The sequence below is a fragment of the Legionella sp. W10-070 genome (assembly GCF_900640175.1).
In the GTDB taxonomy this organism is placed as follows: domain Bacteria; phylum Pseudomonadota; class Gammaproteobacteria; order Legionellales; family Legionellaceae; genus Tatlockia.
This window is the reverse complement of the sequence record NZ_CAAAJC010000018.1, coordinates 20,949-45,574: the sequence shown is the minus strand read 5'-3', so window position 1 is coordinate 45,574 and position 24,626 is coordinate 20,949. Positions and strand designations below refer to the sequence as shown.

The window sequence follows — 24,626 nt, the reverse complement described above, 5'->3', positions numbered from 1 at the left end:
TACATTTCGAGGCTAACAATGAGCGTATTAGTAAATAAACAAACCAAAGTAATTTGTCAGGGTTTTACTGGCAAGCAGGGCACTTTCCATTCTGAGCAAGCGATTGCCTACGGCACGCGGATGGTCGGTGGTGTAACTCCAGGGAAAGGGGGGCAAACACACCTTGGGTTGCCTGTATTTAACACGGTAAAAGATGCCGTAAAAGAAACGGGGGCGGATGCCACAGTAATTTATGTCCCCGCGCCATTCTGTAAAGATTCCATTCTTGAAGCAGCTGATGCAGGAATTAAGCTAATTGTCTGTATCACAGAGGGAGTACCTGTTCTTGATATGCTGCAGGTGAAAGTATATCTGGAGAATAATACCGATTCTCGCCTTATAGGCCCAAATTGCCCAGGGATTATCACCCCGGGTGAATGTAAAATTGGTATCATGCCAGGTTCTATCCATTTACCTGGCAAGGTAGGCATTGTTTCCCGTTCTGGTACTTTAACTTACGAGGCGGTCAAGCAGACGACTGATAAAGGTTTTGGCCAGAGCACTTGTATTGGAATAGGCGGTGATCCAATTCCTGGCACCAGCTTTATTGATGCCCTGGGATTGTTCGAGCAAGATCCACAGACTGAAGCGATTATTATGGTTGGTGAAATCGGTGGCTCAGCGGAAGAAGAGGCTGCTGAATATATTCAATCCAATGTCAGCAAACCGGTTGTATCCTATATTGCTGGAGTGACTGCACCTGCTGGAAAGCGGATGGGACATGCAGGTGCCATTATTTCCGGCGGCAAAGGAACTGCAGCAGAGAAATTTGCCGCTCTTGAAGCGGCGGGAGTTAGAACGGTACGTTCTCCTGCCGATCTGGGTGATGCCATCGCAGAGATGACAGGCTGGTAATAACCGCTTACATGGCAAGGCTAAGCGGGCAGCGCACGCTTGGCCTTGCCATTCTGGAATTACAAGTTTTTACAAACGCTGCGCAGCCTGCTATGTAGACAGTAGCTTTTTCAACAGGCCACAGTGGATTGGTTTATTCAAGCCGCAGATAACTGTTAAAATAACCACCATTTGCCCGCTCCGCCTTGAATGCAATCTCTGTTAGCCGATCAATAATCACGTGTAAATGCCTATAGGCTTAAACAAGTCGTAAATTCTTTCCGCTGCAGTTGCATCTAAACGAGCTAGCTCATACACTTTTGAAGCGCTGATCGCTAAGGAAAAATATGACTAACTGGCAAACATTATCTGATATCCGCCGTGAATACGGTGACCTGGCCCTTGATGAAAACTCAATTCAACCTTGTCCAATCATGCAGTTTAAGCTTTGGTTTGAGGAGGTTGTGACTGTAGAGAAAAGTGATCCCACTGCTATGGTACTCTCTACAGTGGACGAAAGAGGTTTTCCTGATTCACGCATAGTCCTGCTTAAGGGACTGAAGGAGGAGGCTTTTATTTTTTATACCAATTATCAAAGCACCAAATCTTTACAACTAAGCCACCAACCCTATGCGGCTTTAAATTTCTATTGGCCACAGATGGCTCGTCAGGTACGTGTCCGTGGGCGGGTCAAGAAAACAAGTAAAAAGCAATCGGATGATTATTTTGCTTCAAGACCTTTCATTAGCCAATTGAGTGCCATTGCATCCCCTCAAAGCAAGGAAATAAGCGGTAGAAAAAAACTGGAAGACTCATTAAATGAATTGATAGAAAAATATGGCCAGGAGCCAATTATACGACCAAGGTATTGGGGTGGGTATATGATACTTCCAGACGAGATAGAGTTTTGGCAGGGGCGTGATAACCGCTTACATGATCGGATTTATTACTATAAAAGTCAGGGGAAGTGGAGTTTTTCTCGCTTGGCACCATAAATGCATCTTAAATCGTCAGGTATTCCTGAAAAAAAACAGCTGGTCTGGAACGTTTGAATGAGTTAGTGCTTGATATAAATGGAAAAAACCAGTTGATTGATATTGTGAGGTGCCTTGGATTATGTTTTGTAATTGCCGTAAAAGATTTTGTTTTGTCAAGAAAGAGTAAAAAAGTGGCAATAAATGCCCTAAGCAATTGAATAGGCATAAAATGGGGGTAAATAAAAATTATGTTCTGAAAAGACATAGGATTTGATTACCAGAGTTTTTAAAAGATTTTTAAAAGCGCTAAGACGAGGGTACCAATATGAAAGAGATCACTGCGTTGTTACCAGATATCAAGCTGCGTTTTAACGTCAAGCATCCCGATTTGGAAGAGTGTTATGCTTATGGTTATGAATGTGCGTTAGCAGAAATTAATGAAGAAGCAAATCCTTACCATGAAGGCACTGCCGAGCATGAACAATGGTCCGATGGCTGGTGGGCAGGATTTTATGGTGAGAAGCCATTATTTGATCTTGCTGCTTTGACAATAGAGCCAGAAATCAAGGAAAAAGCGGTAAATGATGAGGTTTACCATTCAAAGAGTCAAATGATGAACAGAAAGTTTTTCAATAATTTCCTCAAGATTACTGGAGCACTTGCCGCGACGGCTGTGGTGGGTTATCAGGTACTGGATTTAGTTGCCTAGAGGCTGGAGAGCCTTGTTCCCGCATCTTCGTAGTCTTGAGCTACGAGGATGGCTGGGGAAGGCAGGTTTCGTTTGATTTTATTATTTACTAAACAGTTTCAAAACCATGCTTCTCATTCTTGCCAGTTCTGCCGGATTAAATTCCTTGTAGATGGTACTGCCAATGTTAAGGCAAACGGTAACTTCTTCACCTATGCCTTTCAGCAAGTCAACACCCGATAATTTAAGAATTTGAATATTATCCCTAATTTCCTCAGCCCATAGGTCGAGGTAGTGCATGCTGGTAAAAACGGGTAAGAAAAATTGTTCGTTATGCTCCAGGTAAAGTACTTCGGGTTCTTCTGACGCTGAATTTTTCTTCACCGGAATAATAAAATTAGCCTTAATAAACTCGAGGTAAGCCTTATTAGCCTCGGCGTTAGCTCCTGATGAATCCAGTGCATTTTTGATTGCCAGTTCGAGATCGTTCATTATACAAACCTATACTAATGTCCCTTAGCTCCTACCGTATCAGGGCGTAAGATAAAGAGCAGGATGAAAGCGGGAAATTATACCCAAGATACATCAAAATGGCAGCCAATCATTCAGCCCTTTTCTATCGTAAAGGGAGAATCCCCCCGTTTTTTCCTTAATTAACCAGGGATTTAAGAGAATCTGAATAACCAATGTGTTGAAATAATCATCGGTGGCAGTATAATGCTTAATGAAAATTTGTTAATTAAATGACCAGCCTACTGTTAGTCTATACAATTTAGTTTGATTTATCTAGGATGGAACCCTAACTGAGTAGTGAATTTATGAATATGATAGCAATGTCTCAGCGTGAAAAAGCAGGGCGCATGGGTCAATTAGGCTTTGCGTGGGTGGTATGGGGTTTGGCGGCAGCCTTTTATTTTTCCGATTATATGGCACGCGTAGCCCCAGGGGTTATGCATCGCAGCTTGCAGATTGATTTTGGCATTAATGAAGCGGGCTTTGGTATTCTTACTGCTTCATTTTATGTCCCTTATATCCTGATGCAGATTCCTGTTGGACTCACTGTTGACCGTGTCAGTATTCGTGCAATCCTTACGGTAATGTCGTTGGTGACCGCTCTTGGGTGTTGTGTCTTTGGTCTGGCTGATGGCTTAATGATGGCATCGGTAGGTCGAATGCTTATTGGCTTTAGTGCGGCTTTTGCTTTTGTAAGTTCTTTGCGCCTTGCTACCTCCTGGTTTCCTCCGGCAATGCTTGGTTTATTGGCTGGTTTAACTCAAGCGTTGGGAATGTTGGGGGCGGCTGCTGGAGAGGCGCCTGTTTCATTTTTGGTGGCGAATGTGGGCTGGCGGCATAGTATGCTGATTATCGCCTTTTTGTTTATTGCGCTTGCAGGCCTGCTGTACCAGTTTATACAGGATAGGCCAGGTTCCAAACGGCAAGAACTTAAGAAGTGTGAACCTTCACTGAGTATTTCCCGTAGCTTACGCAGAGTATTGTCACATCGTCAAACCTGGTTAAACGCGCTTTATGCGGGGTTCCTGTTTGGACCTACGGCAGTGATTGGAGAAGCAATAGGTCCGGCCTATCTTCAGTATGGACATGGATTGACGGCTCATACTGCCGCATTTGCAACCGGATTGATTTTTATTGGTTGGGGGATTGGTGGTCCATTATCTGGCTGGTTGTCGGATAAAATTGGACGTAGAAAGCCGCTGATGTTATTTTCTGCTTTCTGCGGATTGATACTGTCCTCATTATTTGTGTTTTACCCTCATATTGATAAGTCTACTGCCTATATTCTCTTTTTCGTTTTTGGCCTTACCAATACAGGTGTTGCGATTGCTTATGCCGTTTCAACAGAAATTCATGAAAACAATGTCGTTGGTACTGCTATTGCTTTTACTAATATGATCTCTATTTTTGTTGGCGCATCCATGCAGCCGTTGGTAGGGCGCCTGGTTGATATCGCGTCAGGACCGCGTGCGTACAATGTTGAGACATTACTGCTGTCAGACTTTCAAGCGGGTTTGAAACTATTGCCTCTTTGTTCCTTAATCGCGTTTATCCTGGCGTGTACGGTAAAAGAAACGTACTGCAAACCTATCCGTAAGACATAGGCAATAGTTGCCGTCATGGGGGTGTAAAACAATCTCGTGGCGGCACATCCTGGCAAGTATTTAATTTTTCTAATTTCTTTTGCTAGTTAGCCCATCTCATGTTTTAATTAGGGACGTGCCTCTCATCCAAGCTTCCGCAGAGGTTGACATTAGTATGGAGAAAATATGAAAAAATTTACAGGATTAGTGGTTATCCTTGCCGTTCTAGTCCTCGGCTCTTATTATGGTATGGGCTATCTAACTGAACAAAAAATCAAGGAAAGCCTTAATGTCATAAACCAATCAAATGGGCTGGCAGCCAATGTCGAGCAATACAAACGCGGCTGGTTTACGTCTACAGCGACCTTTAACTGGCGATTACACATTCCGCAGCAGGTTATCCAGTCCGATGGCCAACCGCAGACGATACCGGCCAGAGACTATAGTATGCGAATGCCTGTGACTGTTTACCACGGGCCGATAATATTTTCTGGACGGGGCATAAAGTTTGGTTTGGGCTATGCTTACACTGACTTGTCAGTTCCTGCAGAATATATGCAGCAATTTAACAACCTGTTTACTCATGAGTCTACAAAACCCACCTTGGCAATGAGCTTATTTGTGAACTATTTAGGCACAAGCAGTCTTGATATGTCGCTCCCCGCATTTAAATTAGTTGCAAGGGAAGGTGATGCAAGATTTGAATGGCTGGGTATGTCTACCTCAACCAGTGTTTCTTCCGATCGGGAGAAAATAGGTGGCAACATCACGATTGAAGGGTTGAACTTTTCCAAGGATCAGATTGATACTCAAATGTCGACTGTTACCAGTGAATATAACATTTATAAAACAGCCCAGGGGTTATTATTCGGGGATGCCAGTTTGTCTTTCCCTTCATTTGTGGTGATGAGCCATGATAAGAAATTATTTGAACTTGGGCAGTTTGACCTTCGTTCCGATTCTGATATAGAAAACGGCTTGTATAATTCTCATCTTAAAACCTCTGTAGAAAAAATTATCGCCAATGACCAGGTTTATGGGCCAGGTAGTTTGGAGGTTGCCATCCGTAACCTTGATGCTGATGTGTTGGCTCGGTTAAATGAGCAAGCCAGGCGGGTTCAGCAAGGAACGGATGTTGAGCGTCAGAGAGCCATGCTGGCGATGTTACCTGAGCTGCCAAAACTATTCAGCAAGGGAGCAGAGTTTGAAGTTACAGAAATGAACTTTTCTATGCCTCAAGGGACTGTAGAGGGAAGTATGATGGTTTCCTTGCCGCAGGGCGAATCAGGAAACCCATTTGAGCTCATGCAGAAAATCCAGGGGAATGGCAAGTTGAAAATGCCTGCTGTTGTTGTTAAGCAGTTGGTTACTGAATCCATAAAACAAAAAATGATGACTCCTCCGGCACCGCAGCAACAGGTCGCCCAAGGCACTGCACAGACTCAGGCAGAAGGTAATTCTTCTTCAGATGTCAGTCCTGCTCAAGCTGCTGCCAATTCTGCTGATATTTCAGAGCAAGCTGTTACTTTAGCAGATAAGCAGTTAGCAACGATGGTAGAGAATGGCGTTTTAGTTAAGCAAGGGACAGACTATATTATCGAGTTAAGTCTCAATCAGGGGCAGTTCACAGTTAATGGTAAGCCCTTTAATCCTGCGATGATGAATTTCTAAAAATTTGAGACTGGTTGGCACTGGTCTCATTCAGTAATTCCTGATTAGATGGCTTGTAAATCTTGTCAGGAATTGCCCAATTCGGTAAGATGCTTGTTTTTAAGGAGGAGTTAAGAATAATGACAACAATCAGTAATGAAGCCGGGGATACAACTGCGTCACTGGCAGAGAGTGTCACTCAATCAGTGCAAAAATATTTCGCCGAGCTGAAGGGAACTGAACCTGTTGATCTGTACCAGTTTGTTCTTGAAGAAATTGAGACGCCTTTGTTTCGTGCTGTTATGGAGCATTGTAAATACAATCAATCTCGTGCAGCGATTATGCTTGGAATCAGCAGAGGTACGTTAAGAACTAAATTGCGTCGCTATTTTGATGATAAATACGTAGGTACAAGGGATTGACTTTCGTTTAGCAAAAAGAAAAGGGGATTTAATCCCCTTTTTCTTTTTTTAACAACATATCAGAGTTGCTGCTCGGCAAACATGGAGCTAACCGATTCTTCGACATTGACTCGTTTAATCGCCTGCGCAAGCATATCTGCCAAGCTGACTATCCTGATTTTCTGGCAAGACTTCGCTGCTTCAGAAAGCGGGATAGTATCAGTGACGACAATTTCATCCAAAGAAGAGTTGATGATGTTGTCAACTGCCGGCCCTGATAAAACCGGGTGGGTAATATAGGCGCGTACACTGATAGCCCCATTTTGCTTAAGCTGGTAAGCGGCAGAACAAAGCGTACCGGCAGTATCAACAATGTCATCGATGATAATACAGTGCCTGCCAGCAGGTTCGCCAATAATGTGCATGACTTCTGACTTATTAGGCCCGCTACGTCTTTTATCAATGATCGATAAATCGGCATCGTTGAGTTGTTTTGCCATGGCCCTTGCGCGAACAACACCACCTACGTCTGGAGAAACAACCATCAGATTAGAAAGGTTTTGTTGCTTAATATCTTCCAGCAAAATAGGCGTTGAATAGACGTTATCAACCGGCATGTAAAAGAAGCCTTGAATTTGATCTGCGTGTAAATCAACAGTGAGCATGCGGCAAATCCCCACGGATGCCATCATATCAGCAACCACTTTAGCGGTAATAGGTACACGAGCAGAACGAACGCGACGATCCTGGCGGGCATATCCAAAATAGGGTACGACGGCTGTAATACGACCTGCGGAGGATCGTCTTAAAGCATCAGCCATGATCAGTAATTCCATCAAATTATTGTTAGTAGGTGAGCATGTAGACTGAACAATAAAAACATCACGACCGCGGACATTTTCAAGGATCTCAACCATGGTCTCACCATCGCTGAAAGTACCTACAGAAGCTTGACCTATGGGGATTTGTAGATGGGAGGCAATCTTAAGCGCCAGTTCTGGGTTAGCATTGCCAGTAAAGATCATCATTGTCGACATGTGTAAAAACCTTTGATGAGTTTAATCAGGTAACTAAACACATAGCAGAAGACAGCCAGTAAGATATAATTATTATTTGAGCGATTCAATGAACGCATCCTTCCTAGTATCTTCTGCCGTCTGTTTACTTGAATCAACAAGATTGTGGCTGGGGTGCTAGGATTCGAACCTAGGTATGCAGGGATCAAAACCCTGTGCCTTACCGCTTGGCGACACCCCAATAAGTTGTAGATTCTTATTAAATCATCCGTGATTGCATACATGCATTGCTGCAAACGTGCGTATTTTGCAGTCTATTTAGGGTCTTGTCAAATATTTTGTTAGACAAAATAATAATTTGCCTTTAATAAATGATTGTGCATGTTAAGAATTATCTAATTATAGCAATTTAAATCAAAAACACCCTTGTTAATCTTTTCCCGGGGTGCGATTAAAACTGTGGTAAAGGCAAAACCGCAGTTCAATAGCCCCCTTTTCCGGTGGGTAATTTTAAAAACGGATGGCCAGAACCGACTTTAATTAAGTGGATTGGCTATCCTAAAAGCTTATAACCGCCATCGTTTAATCACAAATTTTATAAAAATGCCATTACCCTGTAATCGAATAAGTCGAGGAAGGACCGTTTTACCTACAGACATATATTGTCCATATTCAATCACATAGCCTGCTTGCCTTAATACCAATACATGATTTGCAGGATCACGCTTAACGGATTGTACAGAGCCTGGCGCTGGCAAGCCTCTTACCCAATAATAGAGGTTGTTCACCGGCAAACGGATACCCGTTGCCCGTTTGAGGAGTTCATCGGCATTGGAAGAAGAAGCCGATTTGGGGCCATCTTGATAAGTGACAACCCCTCCTTTTTTGTTAATGATTACTGTTCCGCTTCCCAGGGGGCCAAACAGACGGATTTGATAGTTGCCAACACCTCGTTGCAGCCAATTGACGGAGGCATTCCAACCCTTGCTTTTGCTGCGGGCCGCCATGGCACCTGATATTTCCCATGTGGATATGGCGCTTGCAGAGGCTGTGGCTGCTCTTTTAGCTGTCTCTCCGCTACTTGCAATCCCCTGCTTTTTATTTGCAGCAGTTTCTGTTGTCTGTGCACTTTCCTGATTATTTTCTATCTTCTTGTTTATAGTTGCTGCAGACGAGCTTCTATTGCTGCTCATCTCAGGGTACGGTCCCAGGGTGGCTGGGCGCGGGGCACAAGCAGCCAGGAGGATGAAAGGAATAATTAATACGGGTTTGATGATAGGTTTAATATCCCTCATTTTATGTGTCTCCTAATTCCATTTGCTATGATCATGTCATCTTATAATAGCCTGTGTTTGCCAATTTTTCTTGTTACATAGGTAGCCATATCAGATTCTATCCAATACATCTGAGGTAATAGTTTTTCCAGGTACAATACGCTAGACTCCACAATTATCATTAAAAATTTGTTCTTATGAAGCATAAAGCAATTTACCCAGGTACGTTTGATCCGGTAACCAATGGTCACATAGACATTATTTGCAGGGCGGCTAAGATATTCCCTGAATTGATCGTTGCTGTAGCGAGCAATAGTGCCAAGCGCCCGTATTTTTCCCTGGAAACCCGCATTAATCTGATAAAAGAAGCATTGGGAAATTTACCAGGTGTTGCTGTGGTAGGTTTTGATAGCTTACTAATAGATTTTGTGCGGGCACAGAATGCAGGGATTATCTTAAGAGGCTTGAGAGCGGTTAATGATTTTGAATATGAATTTCAATTGGCAGGCATGAACCGAAAATTGGCAAAAGAAGTAGAGACTTTATTTTTAACGCCTTCCGAGAATTTGCTGTTTATTTCCTCCACCCTGGTTCGTGAAATTGCACAATTGGGCGGGGAGGTTTCCCAGTTTGTTCCTCCTGCAGTGGTGCGCGCTTTTGATGACCGAAAAAAGCATACGACATGAGGATCGCATCAGGATTGCTGTTATTGCTTTTGACTAATTTTGTTTATGCGCAATATGCGGATAAGCCTTCCGGGTATGCTGTGGCAGCTGCTCATCCATTAGCTACTAAGGCTGGATTGGAAATTCTGTCTGCCGGTGGGAATGCATTTGATGCAGCCATTGCTGTCAGTGCGGCACTTGCGGTAGTTGCTCCTTACCACTCCGGCTTGGGTGGCGGAGGGTTTTGGCTGTTGCATCAGGAGCAAGGAGGGAAAAATATTTTTATTGATGGGCGTGAGGCCGCTCCTCTTGCTGCTCATAAAGAGATGTTTCTCGATGCTGAGGGTAAACCAGTACCGGGCTTATCGTTAAATGGTGGGTTGGCTGCTGCCATTCCAGGAGAGCCTGCAGCACTTGTTTATATCGCTGAGCATTATGGCCGCCTGCCCTTATCAAGGACATTGGCTCCGGCAATTCATCTTGCAGAAGAGGGATTTACTGTCGATCAACCGTTTTATTATTATTCCACCATGCCGGGACGGCTGGAAATGCTGCGACGTTTTCCTGATACGGCTGCTGTTTTTCTTCACCACGGCAAGCCCTATCAACCAGGTGAGTGTTTAAAGCAACCTGATTTGGCCAGGACGTTGAAACTATTAGCAAAGAAAGGGCATGACGGCTTCTATCGTGGTGACGTCGCTGAACGTTTGGTGCGGGCTGTACGGGCAACCGGAGGAATATGGACTTTAAAAGATCTGCACCAATACCAGGTCAAAATTCGTGAACCCTTGCTGGGAGCCTATCACAACATGCTAATTATTACAGCCCCCCCACCATCAGCTGGAGGCGTTGCACTATTAACCATGCTGAATATTTTGGCTGATTATCCCCTAAAAAATTTTTCTAAGGCACAATGGGTGCATTATTTAGTAGAATCAATGCGGCTTGCTTATTGGCAGCGTACTCAGTTTTTGGCAGATCCTGATTTCGTAAAAGTGCCTGTTGAGAGGCTGGTATCTTTTGAGAATGCAAGACAACTAAGAACGCTCATCTATCCTGATAAGGCAACGCCAAGTACCTTGTTGCAAGGTGACGAAATTCATGAGCCGAGTGAGAATACGACCCATATTTCTATATTGGACAGCGAAGGTAACCGCGTTTCTGCAACAACCACAGTCAATTTTATATTTGGTTCCAGTGTCATAGCAGCAGGCACAGGCGTATTGCTAAATGATGAAATGGATGATTTTTCCATTAAACCTGGAGAAAAAAACGTCTTCGGGCTTGTTGGCAGCGAGAAAAACAGCATTGCCCCAGGCAAGCGGCCGCTCTCAAGCATGGCGCCTGCCTTTTTGGAGATGCCCGGGCGTGTTGCTATTGTAGGAACACCTGGAGGCAGCCGTATTCCTACTATGATATTACTTGCATCGCTTGTCTTTAATGATTATCAGGGAGCAATCTCAATGGCCTCCTCTATGCGCTTTCATCATCAGTATCTGCCTGATTGGCTACAGTTTGAGCCGGAGACCTTTTCTCCCGAGCTGCAGGCGGAGTTAAAAGCGATGGGGTATCAGCTGATGGCTTTGAAGCAATATTATGGGGACATGCAGGCCATCAGTTGGGATAAAAAAACGAATCTTCTCACTGCTGCGTCTGACCCTAGAAGTATAGGCCAATCAACGGTTGTCACGACAAATACCAACGGTTATGGTCTTGCCCATTAGCAGTTGCCTCTCCGCAGTTTGAGCCTGCAATGTCATAGCTTTGGGCTGCCATGATAAGGTTGAGAGATGAATTGGGTTTTTACGTTTCCTTTAAATCTTGAGGATGCGATTGCTCACCTGTTAAATTTTTAATTGATTGGAATATAAGGTCTACCAGCTCCTCTTTATTTTCAAGGCTGTATTTTGAGGCATCAATCGCCTTGCCAATGTGGATTTCAGCTGTCTGGTTAATGTTAAAACGCGTGGTCCTTGCTGGTAAAATGTCGTAGGCTCCCCGAATCCCGATGGGAATAATCGTTGCATTTGCTTCAATGGCGGTAATAAATCCTCCCTTTTTAAAAGGGGCAAGCTTGCCATCCTTAGAGCGGGTTCCTTCGGGAGCTATCCACATCACAATGCCGCTTTGCAAAAGTTTGCGGACAGCTTCTAAATCTTTTATGGCTTGGCGTCGATGTTTACGATCGATGAAAGGGAACTCTGCAGCTGCCATGCCTTTTCCCATCAAGGGAATCTTGGATAATTCCTTTTTAGCTAACATACGAATGGAATGATTAGGGAAGGCTTTAAAGCTAAGCGGTATATCATATAAGCTACTATGATTGCACATGATGATAGTCGCATGGCCAGGCTGAGGCTCCACCTGGTGCGGGTTAATTACCTTGTGTTTTACCCCAACAAGATCAAGTAAACGGTTGCTCCAGCGATGAATTTTTTTATTTACCCAATCGCGATTGATTGAACCGGCGAGCCGCTTGAAGATCGCTTGCATACAGGTGGAAGCAGTGTAGAAAATGGACAACAATATGATCCATTGGGTACGTAGCTTGCTGATTCTCATAATTTTAACAATATTAGCAATAATTTGCCTGATGATACTTCATGTATTTTAACTTTCCCAGCGGAAGTAATTATTAAATTATAAATTATTCGGCTGACAGACAGGGCAAAAGGCAGAATTACGTCCTCCGATGCTGATTGTCTGAATCAAAGAATTACATTGCAGACAAGGGAGACCTTTTCGGCCATAGGCTTTTAAATCCTGAACGAAATAACCGGGCTTTCCATCAATGGCATAAAAATCGCGCAACGTTGTTCCGCCAGCATGGATCGCCTGCCTAAGCACTTGCTTGATACGGACAACAAGCTGCTGACATTGCTTTTGATCCAGGGAGCCTGCTGGTGTTTGAGGGTGGATTCCTGCAAGGAAGAGACTTTCGGTCGCATAGATATTACCTACTCCCACAACTATCTCATTTCTCATAATGAACGCTTTAATGCTTTGCTTCTTTTTATAAGCTTGCTGGCTTAAATAACAGCTGTTAAATGTTTCAGAGAGTGGTTCTGGGCCTAAATGCGCTAATAAGGGGTGTTTATAAGGATTGTCCGCACAGTAAAGCCAAAGCCCGAATCGTCGGGGGTCGTTATAACGGAGGATATAGCCATTGCCAAGCAGTAAATCGATATGATCATGTTTTCCTGCAGCTACCCCACCCTGAATCAAGCGTAAGTGACCGGACATGCCTAGATGAATAAGAAGATGCCCCTGAGTAAGTTGCAGCAATAAATATTTTGCGCGGCGTTCTACAGCCAATACGGATTGTCCGGAGCATAAATGATTTAAATCAGGAGTAACTAATGCTCGCAGTTGCGGCTGCCTGACAATGGCGGCGGTAATAGTCGAGTTGATGAGGTAAGGGCTTATACCGCGTTTTGTTGTTTCAACCTCAGGTAGCTCAGGCATCAATCTTTATCTTGGTGTTCGATAATCCGACCCTTGGCATCAGCTGGTTTACGGCTGGGAAAGAGATAACTTTTAACCAGAGCTGCCAGCCAGAGAATACCGCCTATAATTAAACCCCATACTAAAACATAAGAGAACAGGATAAATAATCCTATTACCAGGGCAATTGCAATTCCGATGATAAGGAAAGGGATTAACGGTTGTAAAAGATGACGTAATTTTTCATTCATAACCAGTTCCTGGGGTAATACAATGAGTTAGTAGGCTGTAATGTTCAGGGTTTATCATCATTGGTGGCTTGTTCTCGCTTAATCAGCCGCTATTTGCTGTTGGATTTGATTCTGGGGCAGCAGGTTTTAGCCACCTTGAAGTATCGTAAACTTTCTTTAATTATCGTTCACAAGTCGGACGTATGCAATGCTAATTGTCCAATATGTGGTATTATAGAAGAAAGCGCTTGTGTGAATCGATAACACCTGAGTGCTCTTATAATTGATTGAGTGGAGTAAATCTATGGTTTATGGTGTTTTGGACTTATCATTTTGGGGCTATGTACTGGCAACAATTATCCTAACGCAAATTACAATTGCTGCGGTTACTATTTATTTGCATCGCCATCAAACACATCGTGCATTGACCCTGCATCCAGTGGTTAGCCATTTTTTTCGTTTTTGGTTATGGTTAACTACGGGGATGATTACCGCTGAATGGGTGGCTATCCACCGCAAGCATCATGCGACTACCGACATTGAAGGTGATCCGCACAGCCCTAAGGTACTGGGTATAAAAAAAGTGTTTTGGCAAGGAGCTGAATTATACAGGGAAGCCTCGAAAGACAGAGAGATGATCGCTAAGTATTCGCATGGAACGCCTAATGATTGGGTTGAAAAGAATATATATTCACGCTTTTCCGCCAAGGGTATTTTGTTAATGTTTATTCTCGACCTACTCTTGTTTGGTCTTCCGGGCATTACAATCTGGGCTATTCAAATGATGTGGATCCCAATTCATGCAGCAGGCGTTGTAAATGGTATTGGCCATTATTGGGGATACAGAAATTATGAATGTCCGGATGCTGCTACGAATATTTTCCCATGGGGTTTTTGGATTGGTGGGGAAGAATTGCATAATAATCATCATACCTTCGCCTCCTCGGCCAAATTTTCGATGAAATGGTGGGAATTTGATATAGGCTGGCTATATATCCGTTGCCTTTGTTTTTTAAGGCTTGCCAAAGTAAAAAAACTGCCGCCCAAACTGGCAATGGAAGAAGGCAAGTTACATGTGGATTTGGAGACAGTCAAAGCCGTGATTGGCAATCGATTCCAAATTATGTCCCAGTATTACAAACGTGTGGTACGCCCTATCCTTAAGGATGAAAAACGCAGCCTGGCGGATAAGGATAAGCATCTGTTCCAACGAGCAGGCCGTTTGCTAAGGTTGCAGGACAGCTTATTGTCGCCACGTGCAAGATTGCGTTTGCATGCCCTGTTAGCCAGCCGAGAGCAGTTGCAGCTGGTTTATAGCTTTCGCCAGTCCTTGCAAAATATTTGGTTAAAAACGGCAACGTCCCAAAAAGAACTGGTCGATGCCTTACAGCAATGGTGCAAGCAGGCAGAGGAGTCTGGTTTAGACGCGTTACGTCAATTTGCTCTGCAAATTAAAGGGTATGTCCCTCAACCAGTGAAAGCGTAGGTTGTAGTCATTGTCACTTGGAGGCCTCTTCCGGTGCTTGCGCTTGGATGATGCCACCAATTTCCGCCAGGTAAATTCTGGTAATACTACTTCAATCTTGATGAGCTTCATTATTTATTTCTGGTTTTTCCTATCTTAAGTTTTAGGTTCTGTGCGCTTATCTTTATCGAAGCGCACAGAACCTGGCATTAAGCTTTTATTTTAATGCTAAAATTATAATTATTGGCAAAGAAGATTGACAATCATCTGCTTTTGTTTTGAAGTAATGATCCCAATCATGTTTTGAAGGAGGCGTTACTTATGGAGAAATTGATTGCTGTTGTCACGGGAGGAACTGGTGGGATTGGTACGGCTATCTGTCAGCGCCTGGCTGATGATTATCAGGTCATTGCCTGTTATTTTAAAGATGGAAAGCACGAGGAAGCCAAGCGTTGGCAGGAAGAACAGAAAGCAGCAGGTTATGATATCGATATCCTTTATGCTGATATTGCTCATTATGCAGATTGCGAGAAACTGGCAGCCCTTGTTCTTGAAAAGTATGGTCATATCGACGTGTTGGTTAATAATGCTGGAATTACTGTGGATACCAGTTTTAAAAAAATGAGTCCCCAGCAATGGCAACAAGTTATTGATGCGAACCTGACGAGTGTATTTAATGTAACCCGTAATATCTTGCCTGCCATGCTTGAAAAGGGTTATGGCCGGATCATAAGTATCTCCTCAATCAATGGGCGAAAAGGACAGTTTGGCCAATGTAATTACGCAGCATCCAAAGCTGCTCTTTTTGGCTTTACAAAAAGTCTTGCTCAGGAAGTGGCATCAAAGGGGATTACTGTTAACACGGTTTCTCCTGGCTACATTAAAACGCCAATGCTGGCTGCAATGAAGGAAGAGGTTTTAAATAATATTATTGCTAATATTCCTGTTGGCCGTTTGGGCACTCCAAAGGAAATAGCCGATGCGGTTGCTTTCCTGGCATCTCCTGCTTCCGGATTTATTACCGGGGCGAATATAGACATCAATGGTGGCCAGTATATGTAAATTATTTGGTATCTGATAGCCGTTGGTTGCTCCCTTTTATGGAGGGGGAATCAACGTATTATCAGTATTAGTGCAGCAGCTGGTTCTCAAGAGAATAAGGAAAAGCATGCAAGAAGAAAAGGTAGTGTTAATCACAGGGGGGACCGGAGATATCGGTACAGCCATCATCAAGAAACTAAGCTCTATTTACGGGAAAGTTATTGCACTGGATGTACTTCCTGAGCGGGAGGCAGGCTTATGGCAATCCGAGATGGAAGAGCAGGGCTATCAAAATGTGTTTTACAGGAAAATGGATGTATCCAATTTTGAGGAATGCGAAGCAGTTATTAAGGATATCCTCTCTGAATTTGGTCGAGCAGATGTTTTAATTAATAATGCTGGCATTACCAGAGATGCAGTGTTTACCAAGATGACCAAACAACAATGGGATCAGGTGCTAAGGGTAAATCTTGATAGTATGTTTAATGTAACCCGTCATGTTGTTGAGCAAATGCGCGAGCAGGAAAGCGGACGTATTATTAATATTTCTTCGGTGAATGCTCAGAAAGGCCAATTTTCTCAAGCTAATTATGCGGCATCCAAGGCGGGAGTTTATGGTTTTACCAAAAGCCTTGCCCAGGAGCTTATGTCAAAAAATATTACCGTAAACAGTATTTCTCCTGGTTATGTCGATACTCGGTTGATGAAAGGAATAAGAGCTGATATTTTGCAGTCCATTATCGATTTGATTCCTGCCAAGCGCCTGGCTGAACCAGAAGAGATTGCCTGGGTAGTCGAATTTTTAGCAGACGAAAAGAGCGCCTATATTACTGGGGCAAACCTGAGTATTAATGGCGGTTTGCACATGTATTAGGCTGTCATGGCGAATATGGCAACCTTGGAGAGCCTGTAAGGAAGTGTATTCGGGAGGCATCAGCCTCCTGAGGATCCTACATTGAGAAAAGCATGGCAAGATTAATAAAAAAATATAAAAACCGCAGACTTTACGATACAGAAAAAAGCCAATATATCACGGTTGACGAATTGCAGCATTATGTGGTGGAAGGATTAGCTTTCCGGGTAGAAGATTCCGTTACAGGCAAAGATATAACCAATGCAACATTGTTGCAAATTTTTGTGGAGATGGAAAGCGGGGCGACAAAATTTCTATCTGCAGACGTTTTGCGCCAATTGATTGTGTTTGCAAATCATCCAATGAGCCAATCGTTTAAAGAGGTGTTAGAGCAGATGTTTGCAAACATGAAAAATTTGCTGCAAGCAAACCCTTATCTAAATGACTATCAGAAGGCAACCGCTTTCTGGAATCAGCAAATGCAGCAATTTTTTACCCAGTGGCAAGGGTTTTTTAAGGGTTAATTACGGGAGCTCTTTTATTGTGCAACGCAAAAAAAATCGCCCCCATCCCTTGACACATGCATATTAAGCTACTATTCTCTGAATTGTGCAGTGCAACATACGGGAGAGAATTATGACACAGGCATATTTTGAAAACTGGAGTGAGATGGCTAAAAAGGTACAAGAACCTCTTCAGGCCATAGCTAAACTTAATGTGGAAACTTTACAAGGGTTAAATTACATCAAGCCAGAAGAATTGGCAAATGTAAAAAAACCTGAGGAATTGTTGGAAAAGCAAATTGGTCTGGCTATTGAAAATGGACATAAGGCACTTGATTATCTACAAAAATCATTCCAAATTATGGAAAAAGCCATGCTTTCTCTAGTACAGGAAGTAAAAAGCAAAACTGAAATTAAAAAATAAGCTATTACTTGTAAGTATCGCTTAAGTTTTTAACTGAATTTTAAAAGACATTTTATGCCCAGCATAAAATGTCTTTTTTATTATCAGGCAGTCTCTTCTGATGATTCAGACGATGCCGATGTTTCTTTAGAAGGTAACAGCTCTTTTAAATAATCCCCAGGCAGCAGGTTTTCCTTACCTGCCTTATGGGTTTTAAGGACATAACTTCCGGGGGCATCCATGATTGCTTTAAATGGCAATTGAGTTAAATCAGGCGCAGTAATTAAGGAACCCGATTCTTTGTTAAGCCAGTCAAGCCATTCAGGCCACCAGGAACCAGGATGGTGAGTGGCATTAGCTAACCATTCCTCGGCGGTTTGATTCGCACTGTTGTTCCGATAAAAGCCGTATTTATTATTGCTGGGGGGGTTAACAATACCGGCAATATGCCCCGAACCGCCTAATAAAAACCGTTTTTTCCCCTTCATGAGCTGGAAACCTAAATAAGTAGTTTGCCAGGGTGCAATATGATCTTTCTGTGTCGAGACAAAAAAGGTTGGGGTATCAATTTGAGTAATATCCAAGGGGACATGGTTCAGATGAATTTTGCCTGGTTTTACCAGGTCATTATGCAAGTACATCCAGCGCAAATATTGGGAGTGCATTCTGGCCGGCATATTGGTGGCATCGGCATTCCAATATAAAATATCAAAGGGTACGGGGTCTTTGCCTCGCAGGTAATTTTTTATAAAAAAGGACCAGACCAGGTCATTGGCTCTTAAAGAGTTAAATGTACTGGCCATAAAGCGGCCATCGAGAAATCCTTTGGCATGCATCTCTTCTTCAATGCGGCCAATTTGCTGCTCATCGATAAATACAGAGATGTCACCCGGATCACTGAAATCAATCATTGAGGCAAGGAAGGTTGCACTACGTACTGGATTTTCATTAAGTGCTTTTAAATAAGCGAGCATACAGGCGATTAATGTTCCTCCAATACAAAAGCCAAGAACATTGACTTGCTCGACACCAAGCTGTTTTTGAATGGCATGTATGGCGGCCAGAGGCCCATCCTTAAGGTAATCATAAATGCCTTTTTGAGCATAGCTGGCATCAGGATTCACCCAGGAAATGACAAAGACGCTGATCCCTTGACTCACCAGCCAGCCAATAAATGAGTTTTGCTGGCTCAGATCAAGGATATAGTATTTGTTAATCCAGGGTGGAACGATTAGAAGCGGCACTGCCCGGACTTTCTCTGTTTGCGGAAGGAACTGAATTAACTCTATCATCTCATTGCGATAAATCACCTTCCCGGGCGTTGTGGCAATATTCTCTCCAATTGTAAAAGCATTGGTATCGGTCATCTTAATAATCAGGCGGGAAGAACCCTCTTCCATATCCGTGAGCAGATTTTCCAGGCCTCGTAATAAGTTCTTGCCATGACTTTGTATGGTTTCTGCCATTAGCTCGGGGTTGGTATGCAAGTAATTGGCAGGTGATAGCGCATCAAGATATTGCCTGGTAAAAAAACGGACTCTTTTGCCAAGCTGTTTATCACCGTAGTCCAGCCGATCCAGCAAGGAATTTAAGTGTTCGCTGGCTAACAAGTAATGCTGGCTTAACAGGTTAAAGAACGGATTATTCACCCATTCTTCGGCGCTAAAACGCCGATCTTGAATAGGCATGGGTTTGCCTTCAAGCCAATGATTAAATTGTTCCTGTGCCAGATTTAAAGCATCTTGCCAATAAGCCATCTGCATTTGCCAGAGTTGTTCAGGGTTTTTGAATAACACCGTCAATAAGGCCTGGTAATCTTTGGTCAATTCGATATATTGCTTGAGAAGATTGGGTAACTGCATGGGTTGCTGCTTAAACCCTTCCAACATTTGTAAGCTTTTCATGGCAACGGAATGCATGAGATCGCTTAGTTCTGTATCTGTTGTCATCCGGTCTCCTAAAAGTAGTGCGACTTAATCATTAAAGCTTAGCAAATAAAATCTCATTAAGAGCAGTGATAAGTCATTATTAATGAGAAATCTATCGCCCACTGCAGGCTTTTTTTTGCTTTCATCTGTATATATATTATTGATCTTTTTCCTGCCTCGGTTGATGCATTCTGCGGATAGAGAGGTTAAAGTCATTTTTTAATAAATATCAAAGGTTAATTTAAGCAGAATTAATCAATTAAATCAAAACTAAAATCATTTAAAAGCCAACAGGAATCATTGGTTAAATCGGTTAAAAATAGCGAAAAAATTAAAGCGGGTTGGCATTAAAATGGCGCATAAAACCAAAAAAAAGCAGTTTGTAAAAATTGAAAACATCAATTAGGTATCCTACACTAAGTAAAATCTATGTCAGCTACCTGTCTGTATTGACAGAGTCTTTGATACCTGAGCAGGAAAGCCAGAATGGCAGTTTGGAGTCTGTTTAAGTAATTATGACTATTTTGAGGTTGGGATAATTAATGGAAGCTATAAAAATTTTGTCTTGTGGTGGTTATCTTCCTAACAAAACGCTGACAAATAAAGAGTTGGAAGTGCTTTTAGATACAACGGATAACTGGATTAGCCAGATGACGGGTATAAAAGAACGCCACATACTGGATGATAATGAAAATTTTATTGATTGCAGCTGTCAGGCAGCATTGACTGCGATTAACCGAGGAGGCATTTCCAACCAGCAAATTGATTTAATTATCATCGCCACAACTACCCCCTATCAATTGATGCCGAGCAGTGCAGCAATGGTGCAGAGAAAACTGGGTATCGATAATGCGATTGCCTTTGATATGCAGGCTGCATGCAGTGGTTTTGTTTATGCTCTGTCCAGTGCTTATTATTTCATGCAGGCCAATCCCGACATTAACTACGCTCTAGTCCTTGGATGTGATGTTTTCTCTAAAATTATTGATAAGACAGACAGAGCAACGGCTATTTTGTTTGGTGATGGTTTTGGTGCTTTTTTATTATCGCGTTCTCCTTTGGATGATGGCAGGGGAATCTTTTATTGCAAGCTTGGCTCTGATGGGGCTGGAGTCGAGGAGCTGCAGATACCCTGGGGGGTTGGCCAAGGCATGCAAGGAATGGCAAAGAACAAGCCCTACCTGCAAATGAATGGGAAGCAGGTTTTTAAACAAGCAGTTGAACGGTTTAGTAATGAGATTCAGCAGGCTTTAGAATTTAACAAATTAACTACAACGGATATTAAATATTTTATCCCTCATCAGGCAAATATCCGTATTCTTAAAGCGATAGCACATAATCTTGATATCCCGATGGAAAAAATACTGATCTCGCTTGATAAGCATGGCAATACTTCCGCTGCTTCTATCCCGCTTGCTTTCAATGCTGCTTTCCAGGAAGGAAAAATCAAGAAAGGAGATTTAATTTTACTCAGCGGATTTGGTGCCGGTTATACCTGGGGTACCGTGTTACTAGAATTCTGACCTGGTCCGAATCAGTTCTTCTCCTGCAGACTATTTGTAGGTTACAATTCCGGCAATTTATTTTCTTTTGCGTTCCTGATGCAATTAAAAGAGCTGAAATTGGCGGGATTTAAATCCTTCGTTGACCCCACTGTAGTGCCTTTTCCAAGTCAATTAGTTGCTGTTGTTGGTCCTAATGGGTGTGGAAAATCCAATGTGATTGATGCAGTGCGCTGGGTAATGGGTGAGAGTTCTGCCAAGAGCCTGCGGGGCGAATCGATGACTGATGTCATCTTTAATGGCTCGAGCCAGCGAAAGGCCGTGGGACAGGCTTCTGTTGAATTAATTTTTAATAATAGCCTCGGCCGTCTGCAAGGTCAGTATGCAAGCTATCAGGAAATTGCTGTTAAACGGGTTGTGAGCCGTGACGGCGAGTCCTGTTATTTTTTAAATGGCAGCCGTTGCCGTCGTAAGGATATTACCGATCTGTTTCTGGGAACCGGCGCGGGGGCTCGCGGTTATTCAATCATTGGCCAAGGTACCATTTCCCGTATTGTCGAGGCGCGGCCAGAAGAATTAAGGGGCTATCTGGAAGAAGCTGCCGGGGTATCCAGATACAAGGAACGTCGTCGTGAGACGCTGCTGCGCATGACTCATGCTCAGGACAATTTAGCCCGTGTGGCTGATATTCGTGAGGAGCTGGATAAGCAGCTGCACCGGCTTGAAAGACAGGCAAAGGCTGCTGAGCGTTATAAGGCGTTAAAAGCAAGTGAACGTTTGTGCAAATCTGAAATTTTAGCACTCAAATGGAAATCCTTAACTGAAGAGCAGTTGGTAAGGCAGAATACAATCAGGCAGCTGGCAGTTGAATACGAGAAGTACCAGGCGAATATAACGGAAGCCTTTAGTCAAAGTGCCACATTACGGGAAAAACTACGTCAAGACAATGACGTTTTTCAGCAGATTCAAACGCGCTTTTACCAGTTGGCAACAGAGATTGCCCGTTTGGAAGAAAGCGTTCAACAGAATCAACGTGAAAAACAACGGCTCAAGGCGGATCAGCAACAGATGCAGACTGACTGGCAGAGTGCAACCAGCCAGATTCAACAGGATAATGAGCTGATAAGCATCAGCCAGGACGTTGCTCAACAGTTGCAACAAAATTTAGACCAACAGCAAGCGCTGTTGGTTAAGCAGCAGCAATTGTTAATGGAATTGCAACGACAGCAGATGGAGTGGTCTGAAAAAGACCAGAAAGTTCAGCAAGCCTTTCACAATACACAGCGAGAAATTCAAGTCGGGCAGGTTCGTATCCAGCATATTGCACAACAGCGTCAGCAGAGTCTGTCAAGGCTGGAAAAAATGGCAGAAGAGCAGGCACGAAACGAGGCAGAGCCTTTGCTCGAGGCGCTTGAAATGAAGCGCTCATCCTTGGCAGCTCTGAGAGTTGGGCTGCAACAGAAAGAAGATGATTATCAACAAATCGTAGATGCATCAACCAAGGGCCGCGAACAGTTATCTGCAAATGAAATATTGCTTCATCAGATGCAGGATAAAATTCATCAATTAACGACGGAGCAGGCCGGTTTATATGCAGCACAACAGGCTGCTTTGGGCCGAAATGACAATCATGAGGAAGGGACAGGTGTCTGGAAAGATAAACCGAGGCTGGTGGAAGCAATCAGGGTTGATGAGCCGTGGCGATATGCCTGTGAGCTGGTTTTTGCTGAAGGGTTACAAGCGGTTTTTCTAGAGACTTTGGACGAGTTGTGGCCAAAAATCGAGGATGTATCGGCTTCGATGGCGTTCCTGACAGAGGCGCTGCAAACGGGTGGAAAATCCAATCATCCCCGCTTGTCTGATAAAATTAAAGGGCTCAATCCTTGTTGGCCTTATCGGCTTGACAAAATTTACACGGCCATCAACTTAACGCAAGCCAGAGAATGGTTGCCTGATTTAAGCGATGACGAATCCATTGTGACTGCTGATGGTTATTGGATAGCAAAAGGATGGGTCAAAATTGCAAATCCAGGCGAGCAGGATCAGGCTGGTTTATTGGCACGGCAAGAGGCTTTAGCTGCACTGGATGAAGCACTTGCCACGACACAAGAGCAGCTTGGCGTCTTGAAAATGACGCGGGATAACCTCCAGCTTCAAGTCAGACAAAGCGAGCAGGCCCTGGATGCAATCAAGCAGGAATTATTAATGCTGCGCGATGAGGTTAGAACCTGTGAAGCGGTGATTAGAGAGAAGGAGCGGGCAGTTGAGCAGGCAAAAACAAGACAGGCGTTGTTGGTTGAAGAAAGTGAAGATCTCAGGTTAAGTTTGGAAGAACTGGCTTTAGAGCAGGATAATGCAGAACGGTTGCTGTCTGCCGCTTCTCTGATGATGACGCAATATGAGCAGGAACAGCGCCAGTTGACTGATGAGAAAAAAAATTGGGAGTCGGCTTTGTCCAGGCAGAGCCAGACAGTTGAAGAGGCGCGGAGTATTCTGCATCAAACCCAATTGCAATATGACAGGGAGAAAATAAAAACCCAGCAACTTGGTGAAAATGTCAAACGTGAGCAATTACGGTTGGTCATGCTAAACGAGCGGATGGAAATTTTAGCAAGCCGCCTGGTTGAACTTGAAACGCCTGGGTCAACGCTGAGTGATATATTGGAAGAAAAGGTACTGCAACATGGTAAATTGGAGAGCCAGTTGAGCGGCTATCGCGAAAAGACAGAGGCTTTATCCAGACAATTAGAATCCCTTGAGGCATCGGTACGAGCGGAAGAAAAAAATGCTCAGGGTGTACAGGAAAGAATGCAACAGGAGCAAATGCAGGAGCAGGCACTTGCTGTGCGTGCAGGTGGTATCCTTGAATCGCTTTCAGAATTCCATGCCGACACAGAGCAGTTACTTGCAGGACTTCCTGTCGGGGTTACGCAAAGTATGCGTGAAAAGGAACTGGAAGACATTGCCGATAAAATAAAGCGCTTAGGGGCAGTTAACCTGGTGGCTGTTGAAGAATATCAGGCCGAGCTGGAACGCAAGCAACACCTGGATCATCAATACCAGGATCTTGTGGAAGCATTGACAACACTGGATGCGGCCATAAAAAAAATGGACAGGGAAACTGAACAGCGGCTGCGAGCCACGTTTAGTGAGGTCAATACCGCTTTCCAATCCCTTTTTCCACGACTTTTTGGCGGCGGTCGTGCCATGCTGGAGCTAACTTGTGATAATCTATTGGAAGCCGGTGTCCTGGTGATGGCACAGCCGCCAGGTAAACGTAACAGTACAATTCATTTGCTTTCTGGTGGAGAGAAGGCAATGACTGCGGTCGCACTGGTATTTGCAATTTTTCAGCTTAACCCTTCGCCATTTTGTATGTTGGATGAAGTTGATGCGCCGCTGGATGATGTAAATGTCGGGCGTTTTTGTACTTTGGTAAAAGAGATGTCCCAATTCGTGCAATTCTTGTTTATTACTCATAACAAGGTAACCATGGAGTTGGCTGATCATTTAATTGGGGTGACCATGCGTGAGCCAGGGGTTTCGCGAGTGGTTGCAGTAGATGTAGAGCAGGCCTTATCGATGAGTTCGTCAGAGGGTGTTAATTGAAGCGGCTT

The 24,626-nt window shown here is 43.6% G+C and carries 22 protein-coding genes and 1 tRNA gene; 15 read left to right on the top strand and 8 right to left on the bottom strand.

Features of this window, described 5'->3' with window-relative positions:
* Positions 1–18 precede the first annotated feature (18 nt).
* The 3 genes from sucD to E1O65_RS08890 all read left to right on the top strand — a co-directional run bounded on the left by sucD (position 19) and on the right by E1O65_RS08890 (position 2,559).
* Positions 19–894: a succinate--CoA ligase subunit alpha gene (gene sucD, locus E1O65_RS08900; protein ID WP_133133256.1), complete on the top strand. Its 876-nt coding sequence runs from the start codon at positions 19–21 to the stop codon at positions 892–894.
* A gap of 326 nt (positions 895–1,220) precedes the next feature.
* Positions 1,221–1,868 carry a pyridoxamine 5'-phosphate oxidase gene (gene pdxH / locus E1O65_RS08895; RefSeq protein ID WP_133133255.1) on the top strand — a complete coding sequence of 216 codons (648 nt, stop codon included), beginning with the start codon at positions 1,221–1,223 and terminating at the stop codon, positions 1,866–1,868.
* A gap of 307 nt (positions 1,869–2,175) precedes the next feature.
* Entirely contained in the window at positions 2,176–2,559 is a 384-nt protein-coding gene (locus E1O65_RS08890) for a transmission trait enhancer LetE (protein WP_133133254.1), read from the top strand.
* Between the two features lie 81 nt (positions 2,560–2,640).
* Here the strand turns inward: E1O65_RS08890 and E1O65_RS08885 are convergent, their stop codons facing one another.
* Positions 2,641–3,030: an SseB family protein gene (locus tag E1O65_RS08885; protein ID WP_133133253.1), complete on the bottom strand. Its 390-nt coding sequence runs from the start codon at positions 3,028–3,030 to the stop codon at positions 2,641–2,643.
* A 326-nt stretch (positions 3,031–3,356) separates the two neighbouring features.
* Between E1O65_RS08885 and E1O65_RS08880 the strand changes: the two genes are divergently transcribed.
* From E1O65_RS08880 to E1O65_RS08870, 3 genes are all read left to right on the top strand, one after another.
* Positions 3,357–4,655: an MFS transporter gene (locus E1O65_RS08880; protein WP_242601569.1), complete on the top strand. Its 1,299-nt coding sequence runs from the start codon at positions 3,357–3,359 to the stop codon at positions 4,653–4,655.
* Between the two features lie 165 nt (positions 4,656–4,820).
* Positions 4,821–6,305 (top strand): YdgA family protein, encoded by a 1,485-nt coding sequence (locus E1O65_RS08875; RefSeq protein WP_133133252.1) that lies wholly within the window; start codon positions 4,821–4,823, stop codon positions 6,303–6,305.
* Positions 6,306–6,424: 119 nt separating this feature from the next.
* Positions 6,425–6,706 (top strand): helix-turn-helix domain-containing protein, encoded by a 282-nt coding sequence (locus E1O65_RS08870; protein ID WP_133133251.1) that lies wholly within the window; start codon positions 6,425–6,427, stop codon positions 6,704–6,706.
* Positions 6,707–6,765: 59 nt separating this feature from the next.
* On the opposite strand, the gene E1O65_RS08865 is transcribed toward E1O65_RS08870, so the two are convergent.
* From E1O65_RS08865 to lolB, 3 genes are all read right to left on the bottom strand, one after another.
* Positions 6,766–7,722, bottom strand: coding sequence for a ribose-phosphate pyrophosphokinase (locus tag E1O65_RS08865; protein WP_133133250.1), 957 nt, complete (start codon positions 7,720–7,722; stop codon positions 6,766–6,768).
* A gap of 145 nt (positions 7,723–7,867) precedes the next feature.
* A tRNA-Gln gene (locus tag E1O65_RS08860) sits at positions 7,868–7,942 on the bottom strand.
* Positions 7,943–8,267: 325 nt separating this feature from the next.
* Positions 8,268–8,996, bottom strand: coding sequence for a lipoprotein insertase outer membrane protein LolB (gene lolB / locus E1O65_RS08855; RefSeq protein ID WP_133133249.1), 729 nt, complete (start codon positions 8,994–8,996; stop codon positions 8,268–8,270).
* 176 nt (positions 8,997–9,172) lie between these two features.
* Here lolB and coaD point away from each other — a divergent pair, with 176 nt between their 5' ends.
* Both coaD and ggt read left to right on the top strand, forming a co-directional pair.
* The gene (gene coaD, locus E1O65_RS08850; RefSeq protein ID WP_133133248.1) at positions 9,173–9,661 is read left to right on the top strand and encodes a pantetheine-phosphate adenylyltransferase; all 489 of its coding nucleotides are present in this window, start codon (positions 9,173–9,175) and stop codon (positions 9,659–9,661) included.
* Positions 9,658–11,364 (top strand): gamma-glutamyltransferase, encoded by a 1,707-nt coding sequence (gene ggt, locus E1O65_RS08845; protein WP_133133247.1) that lies wholly within the window; start codon positions 9,658–9,660, stop codon positions 11,362–11,364. The genes coaD and ggt overlap by 4 nt, the downstream gene beginning before the upstream one ends.
* 79 nt (positions 11,365–11,443) lie before the next feature.
* Here the strand turns inward: ggt and E1O65_RS08840 are convergent, their stop codons facing one another.
* The 3 genes from E1O65_RS08840 to E1O65_RS08830 all read right to left on the bottom strand — a co-directional run bounded on the left by E1O65_RS08840 (position 11,444) and on the right by E1O65_RS08830 (position 13,335).
* Positions 11,444–12,202: a lysophospholipid acyltransferase family protein gene (locus E1O65_RS08840; protein WP_133133246.1), complete on the bottom strand. Its 759-nt coding sequence runs from the start codon at positions 12,200–12,202 to the stop codon at positions 11,444–11,446.
* Positions 12,203–12,280: 78 nt separating this feature from the next.
* Positions 12,281–13,105 (bottom strand): bifunctional DNA-formamidopyrimidine glycosylase/DNA-(apurinic or apyrimidinic site) lyase, encoded by an 825-nt coding sequence (gene mutM / locus E1O65_RS08835; RefSeq protein ID WP_133133245.1) that lies wholly within the window; start codon positions 13,103–13,105, stop codon positions 12,281–12,283.
* Positions 13,105–13,335 (bottom strand): hypothetical protein, encoded by a 231-nt coding sequence (locus E1O65_RS08830; RefSeq protein ID WP_133133244.1) that lies wholly within the window; start codon positions 13,333–13,335, stop codon positions 13,105–13,107. The genes mutM and E1O65_RS08830 overlap by 1 nt, the downstream gene beginning before the upstream one ends.
* A 283-nt stretch (positions 13,336–13,618) precedes the next feature.
* Here E1O65_RS08830 and E1O65_RS08825 point away from each other — a divergent pair, with 283 nt between their 5' ends.
* The 5 genes from E1O65_RS08825 (at position 13,619) to E1O65_RS08805 (ending at position 17,600) form a co-directional block, all read left to right on the top strand.
* On the top strand, positions 13,619–14,800 hold the full coding sequence (locus E1O65_RS08825) for a fatty acid desaturase (protein WP_133133243.1): 1,182 nt from the start codon (positions 13,619–13,621) through the stop codon (positions 14,798–14,800).
* A 300-nt stretch (positions 14,801–15,100) separates the two neighbouring features.
* Entirely contained in the window at positions 15,101–15,841 is a 741-nt protein-coding gene (phbB, locus tag E1O65_RS08820; protein WP_133133242.1) for an acetoacetyl-CoA reductase, read from the top strand.
* A 106-nt stretch (positions 15,842–15,947) separates the two neighbouring features.
* Positions 15,948–16,694: an acetoacetyl-CoA reductase gene (phbB, locus tag E1O65_RS08815; protein ID WP_133133241.1), complete on the top strand. Its 747-nt coding sequence runs from the start codon at positions 15,948–15,950 to the stop codon at positions 16,692–16,694.
* Positions 16,695–16,786: 92 nt separating this feature from the next.
* Positions 16,787–17,197, top strand: a complete 411-nt coding sequence (locus E1O65_RS08810) for a polyhydroxyalkanoate synthesis regulator DNA-binding domain-containing protein (protein ID WP_133133240.1) — start codon at positions 16,787–16,789, stop codon at positions 17,195–17,197.
* A 112-nt stretch (positions 17,198–17,309) separates the two neighbouring features.
* Positions 17,310–17,600 (top strand): phasin family protein, encoded by a 291-nt coding sequence (locus E1O65_RS08805; protein ID WP_133133239.1) that lies wholly within the window; start codon positions 17,310–17,312, stop codon positions 17,598–17,600.
* Between the two features lie 83 nt (positions 17,601–17,683).
* Here the strand turns inward: E1O65_RS08805 and phaC are convergent, their stop codons facing one another.
* The gene (gene phaC, locus E1O65_RS08800) at positions 17,684–19,528 is read right to left on the bottom strand and encodes a class I poly(R)-hydroxyalkanoic acid synthase (RefSeq protein WP_133133238.1); all 1,845 of its coding nucleotides are present in this window, start codon (positions 19,526–19,528) and stop codon (positions 17,684–17,686) included.
* 521 nt (positions 19,529–20,049) lie between these two features.
* Between phaC and E1O65_RS08795 the strand changes: the two genes are divergently transcribed.
* A complete protein-coding gene (locus tag E1O65_RS08795) occupies positions 20,050–21,030 on the top strand; it encodes a beta-ketoacyl-ACP synthase III (protein WP_133133237.1) in 981 nt (326 codons plus the stop codon).
* 78 nt (positions 21,031–21,108) lie between these two features.
* Positions 21,109–24,618, top strand: a complete 3,510-nt coding sequence (gene smc, locus E1O65_RS08790; RefSeq protein WP_133133236.1) for a chromosome segregation protein SMC — start codon at positions 21,109–21,111, stop codon at positions 24,616–24,618.
* Positions 24,619–24,626 lie beyond the last annotated feature (8 nt).

Excerpts from the sequence above, each read along its gene's own strand:
- E1O65_RS08885 (WP_133133253.1), bottom strand. The coding sequence starts at position 3,030 with ATGAACGATCTCGAACTGGCAATCAAAAATGCACTGGATTCATCAGGA.
- phbB (WP_133133241.1), top strand. The coding sequence starts at position 15,948 with ATGCAAGAAGAAAAGGTAGTGTTAATCACAGGGGGGACCGGAGATATC.
- E1O65_RS08795 (WP_133133237.1), top strand. The coding sequence starts at position 20,050 with ATGGAAGCTATAAAAATTTTGTCTTGTGGTGGTTATCTTCCTAACAAA.
- coaD (WP_133133248.1), top strand. The coding sequence starts at position 9,173 with ATGAAGCATAAAGCAATTTACCCAGGTACGTTTGATCCGGTAACCAAT.
- E1O65_RS08830 (WP_133133244.1), bottom strand. The coding sequence starts at position 13,335 with ATGAATGAAAAATTACGTCATCTTTTACAACCGTTAATCCCTTTCCTT.
- mutM (WP_133133245.1), bottom strand. The coding sequence starts at position 13,105 with ATGCCTGAGCTACCTGAGGTTGAAACAACAAAACGCGGTATAAGCCCT.
- E1O65_RS08875 (WP_133133252.1), top strand. The coding sequence starts at position 4,821 with ATGAAAAAATTTACAGGATTAGTGGTTATCCTTGCCGTTCTAGTCCTC.
- E1O65_RS08880 (WP_242601569.1), top strand. The coding sequence starts at position 3,357 with ATGAATATGATAGCAATGTCTCAGCGTGAAAAAGCAGGGCGCATGGGT.
- E1O65_RS08840 (WP_133133246.1), bottom strand. The coding sequence starts at position 12,202 with ATGAGAATCAGCAAGCTACGTACCCAATGGATCATATTGTTGTCCATT.
- phbB (WP_133133242.1), top strand. The coding sequence starts at position 15,101 with ATGGAGAAATTGATTGCTGTTGTCACGGGAGGAACTGGTGGGATTGGT.
- smc (WP_133133236.1), top strand. The coding sequence starts at position 21,109 with ATGCAATTAAAAGAGCTGAAATTGGCGGGATTTAAATCCTTCGTTGAC.
- E1O65_RS08865 (WP_133133250.1), bottom strand. The coding sequence starts at position 7,722 with ATGTCGACAATGATGATCTTTACTGGCAATGCTAACCCAGAACTGGCG.
- E1O65_RS08870 (WP_133133251.1), top strand. The coding sequence starts at position 6,425 with ATGACAACAATCAGTAATGAAGCCGGGGATACAACTGCGTCACTGGCA.
- E1O65_RS08805 (WP_133133239.1), top strand. The coding sequence starts at position 17,310 with ATGACACAGGCATATTTTGAAAACTGGAGTGAGATGGCTAAAAAGGTA.
- E1O65_RS08810 (WP_133133240.1), top strand. The coding sequence starts at position 16,787 with ATGGCAAGATTAATAAAAAAATATAAAAACCGCAGACTTTACGATACA.
- pdxH (WP_133133255.1), top strand. The coding sequence starts at position 1,221 with ATGACTAACTGGCAAACATTATCTGATATCCGCCGTGAATACGGTGAC.
- lolB (WP_133133249.1), bottom strand. The coding sequence starts at position 8,996 with ATGAGGGATATTAAACCTATCATCAAACCCGTATTAATTATTCCTTTC.
- E1O65_RS08825 (WP_133133243.1), top strand. The coding sequence starts at position 13,619 with ATGGTTTATGGTGTTTTGGACTTATCATTTTGGGGCTATGTACTGGCA.
- ggt (WP_133133247.1), top strand. The coding sequence starts at position 9,658 with ATGAGGATCGCATCAGGATTGCTGTTATTGCTTTTGACTAATTTTGTT.
- sucD (WP_133133256.1), top strand. The coding sequence starts at position 19 with ATGAGCGTATTAGTAAATAAACAAACCAAAGTAATTTGTCAGGGTTTT.
- E1O65_RS08890 (WP_133133254.1), top strand. The coding sequence starts at position 2,176 with ATGAAAGAGATCACTGCGTTGTTACCAGATATCAAGCTGCGTTTTAAC.
- phaC (WP_133133238.1), bottom strand. The coding sequence starts at position 19,528 with ATGACAACAGATACAGAACTAAGCGATCTCATGCATTCCGTTGCCATG.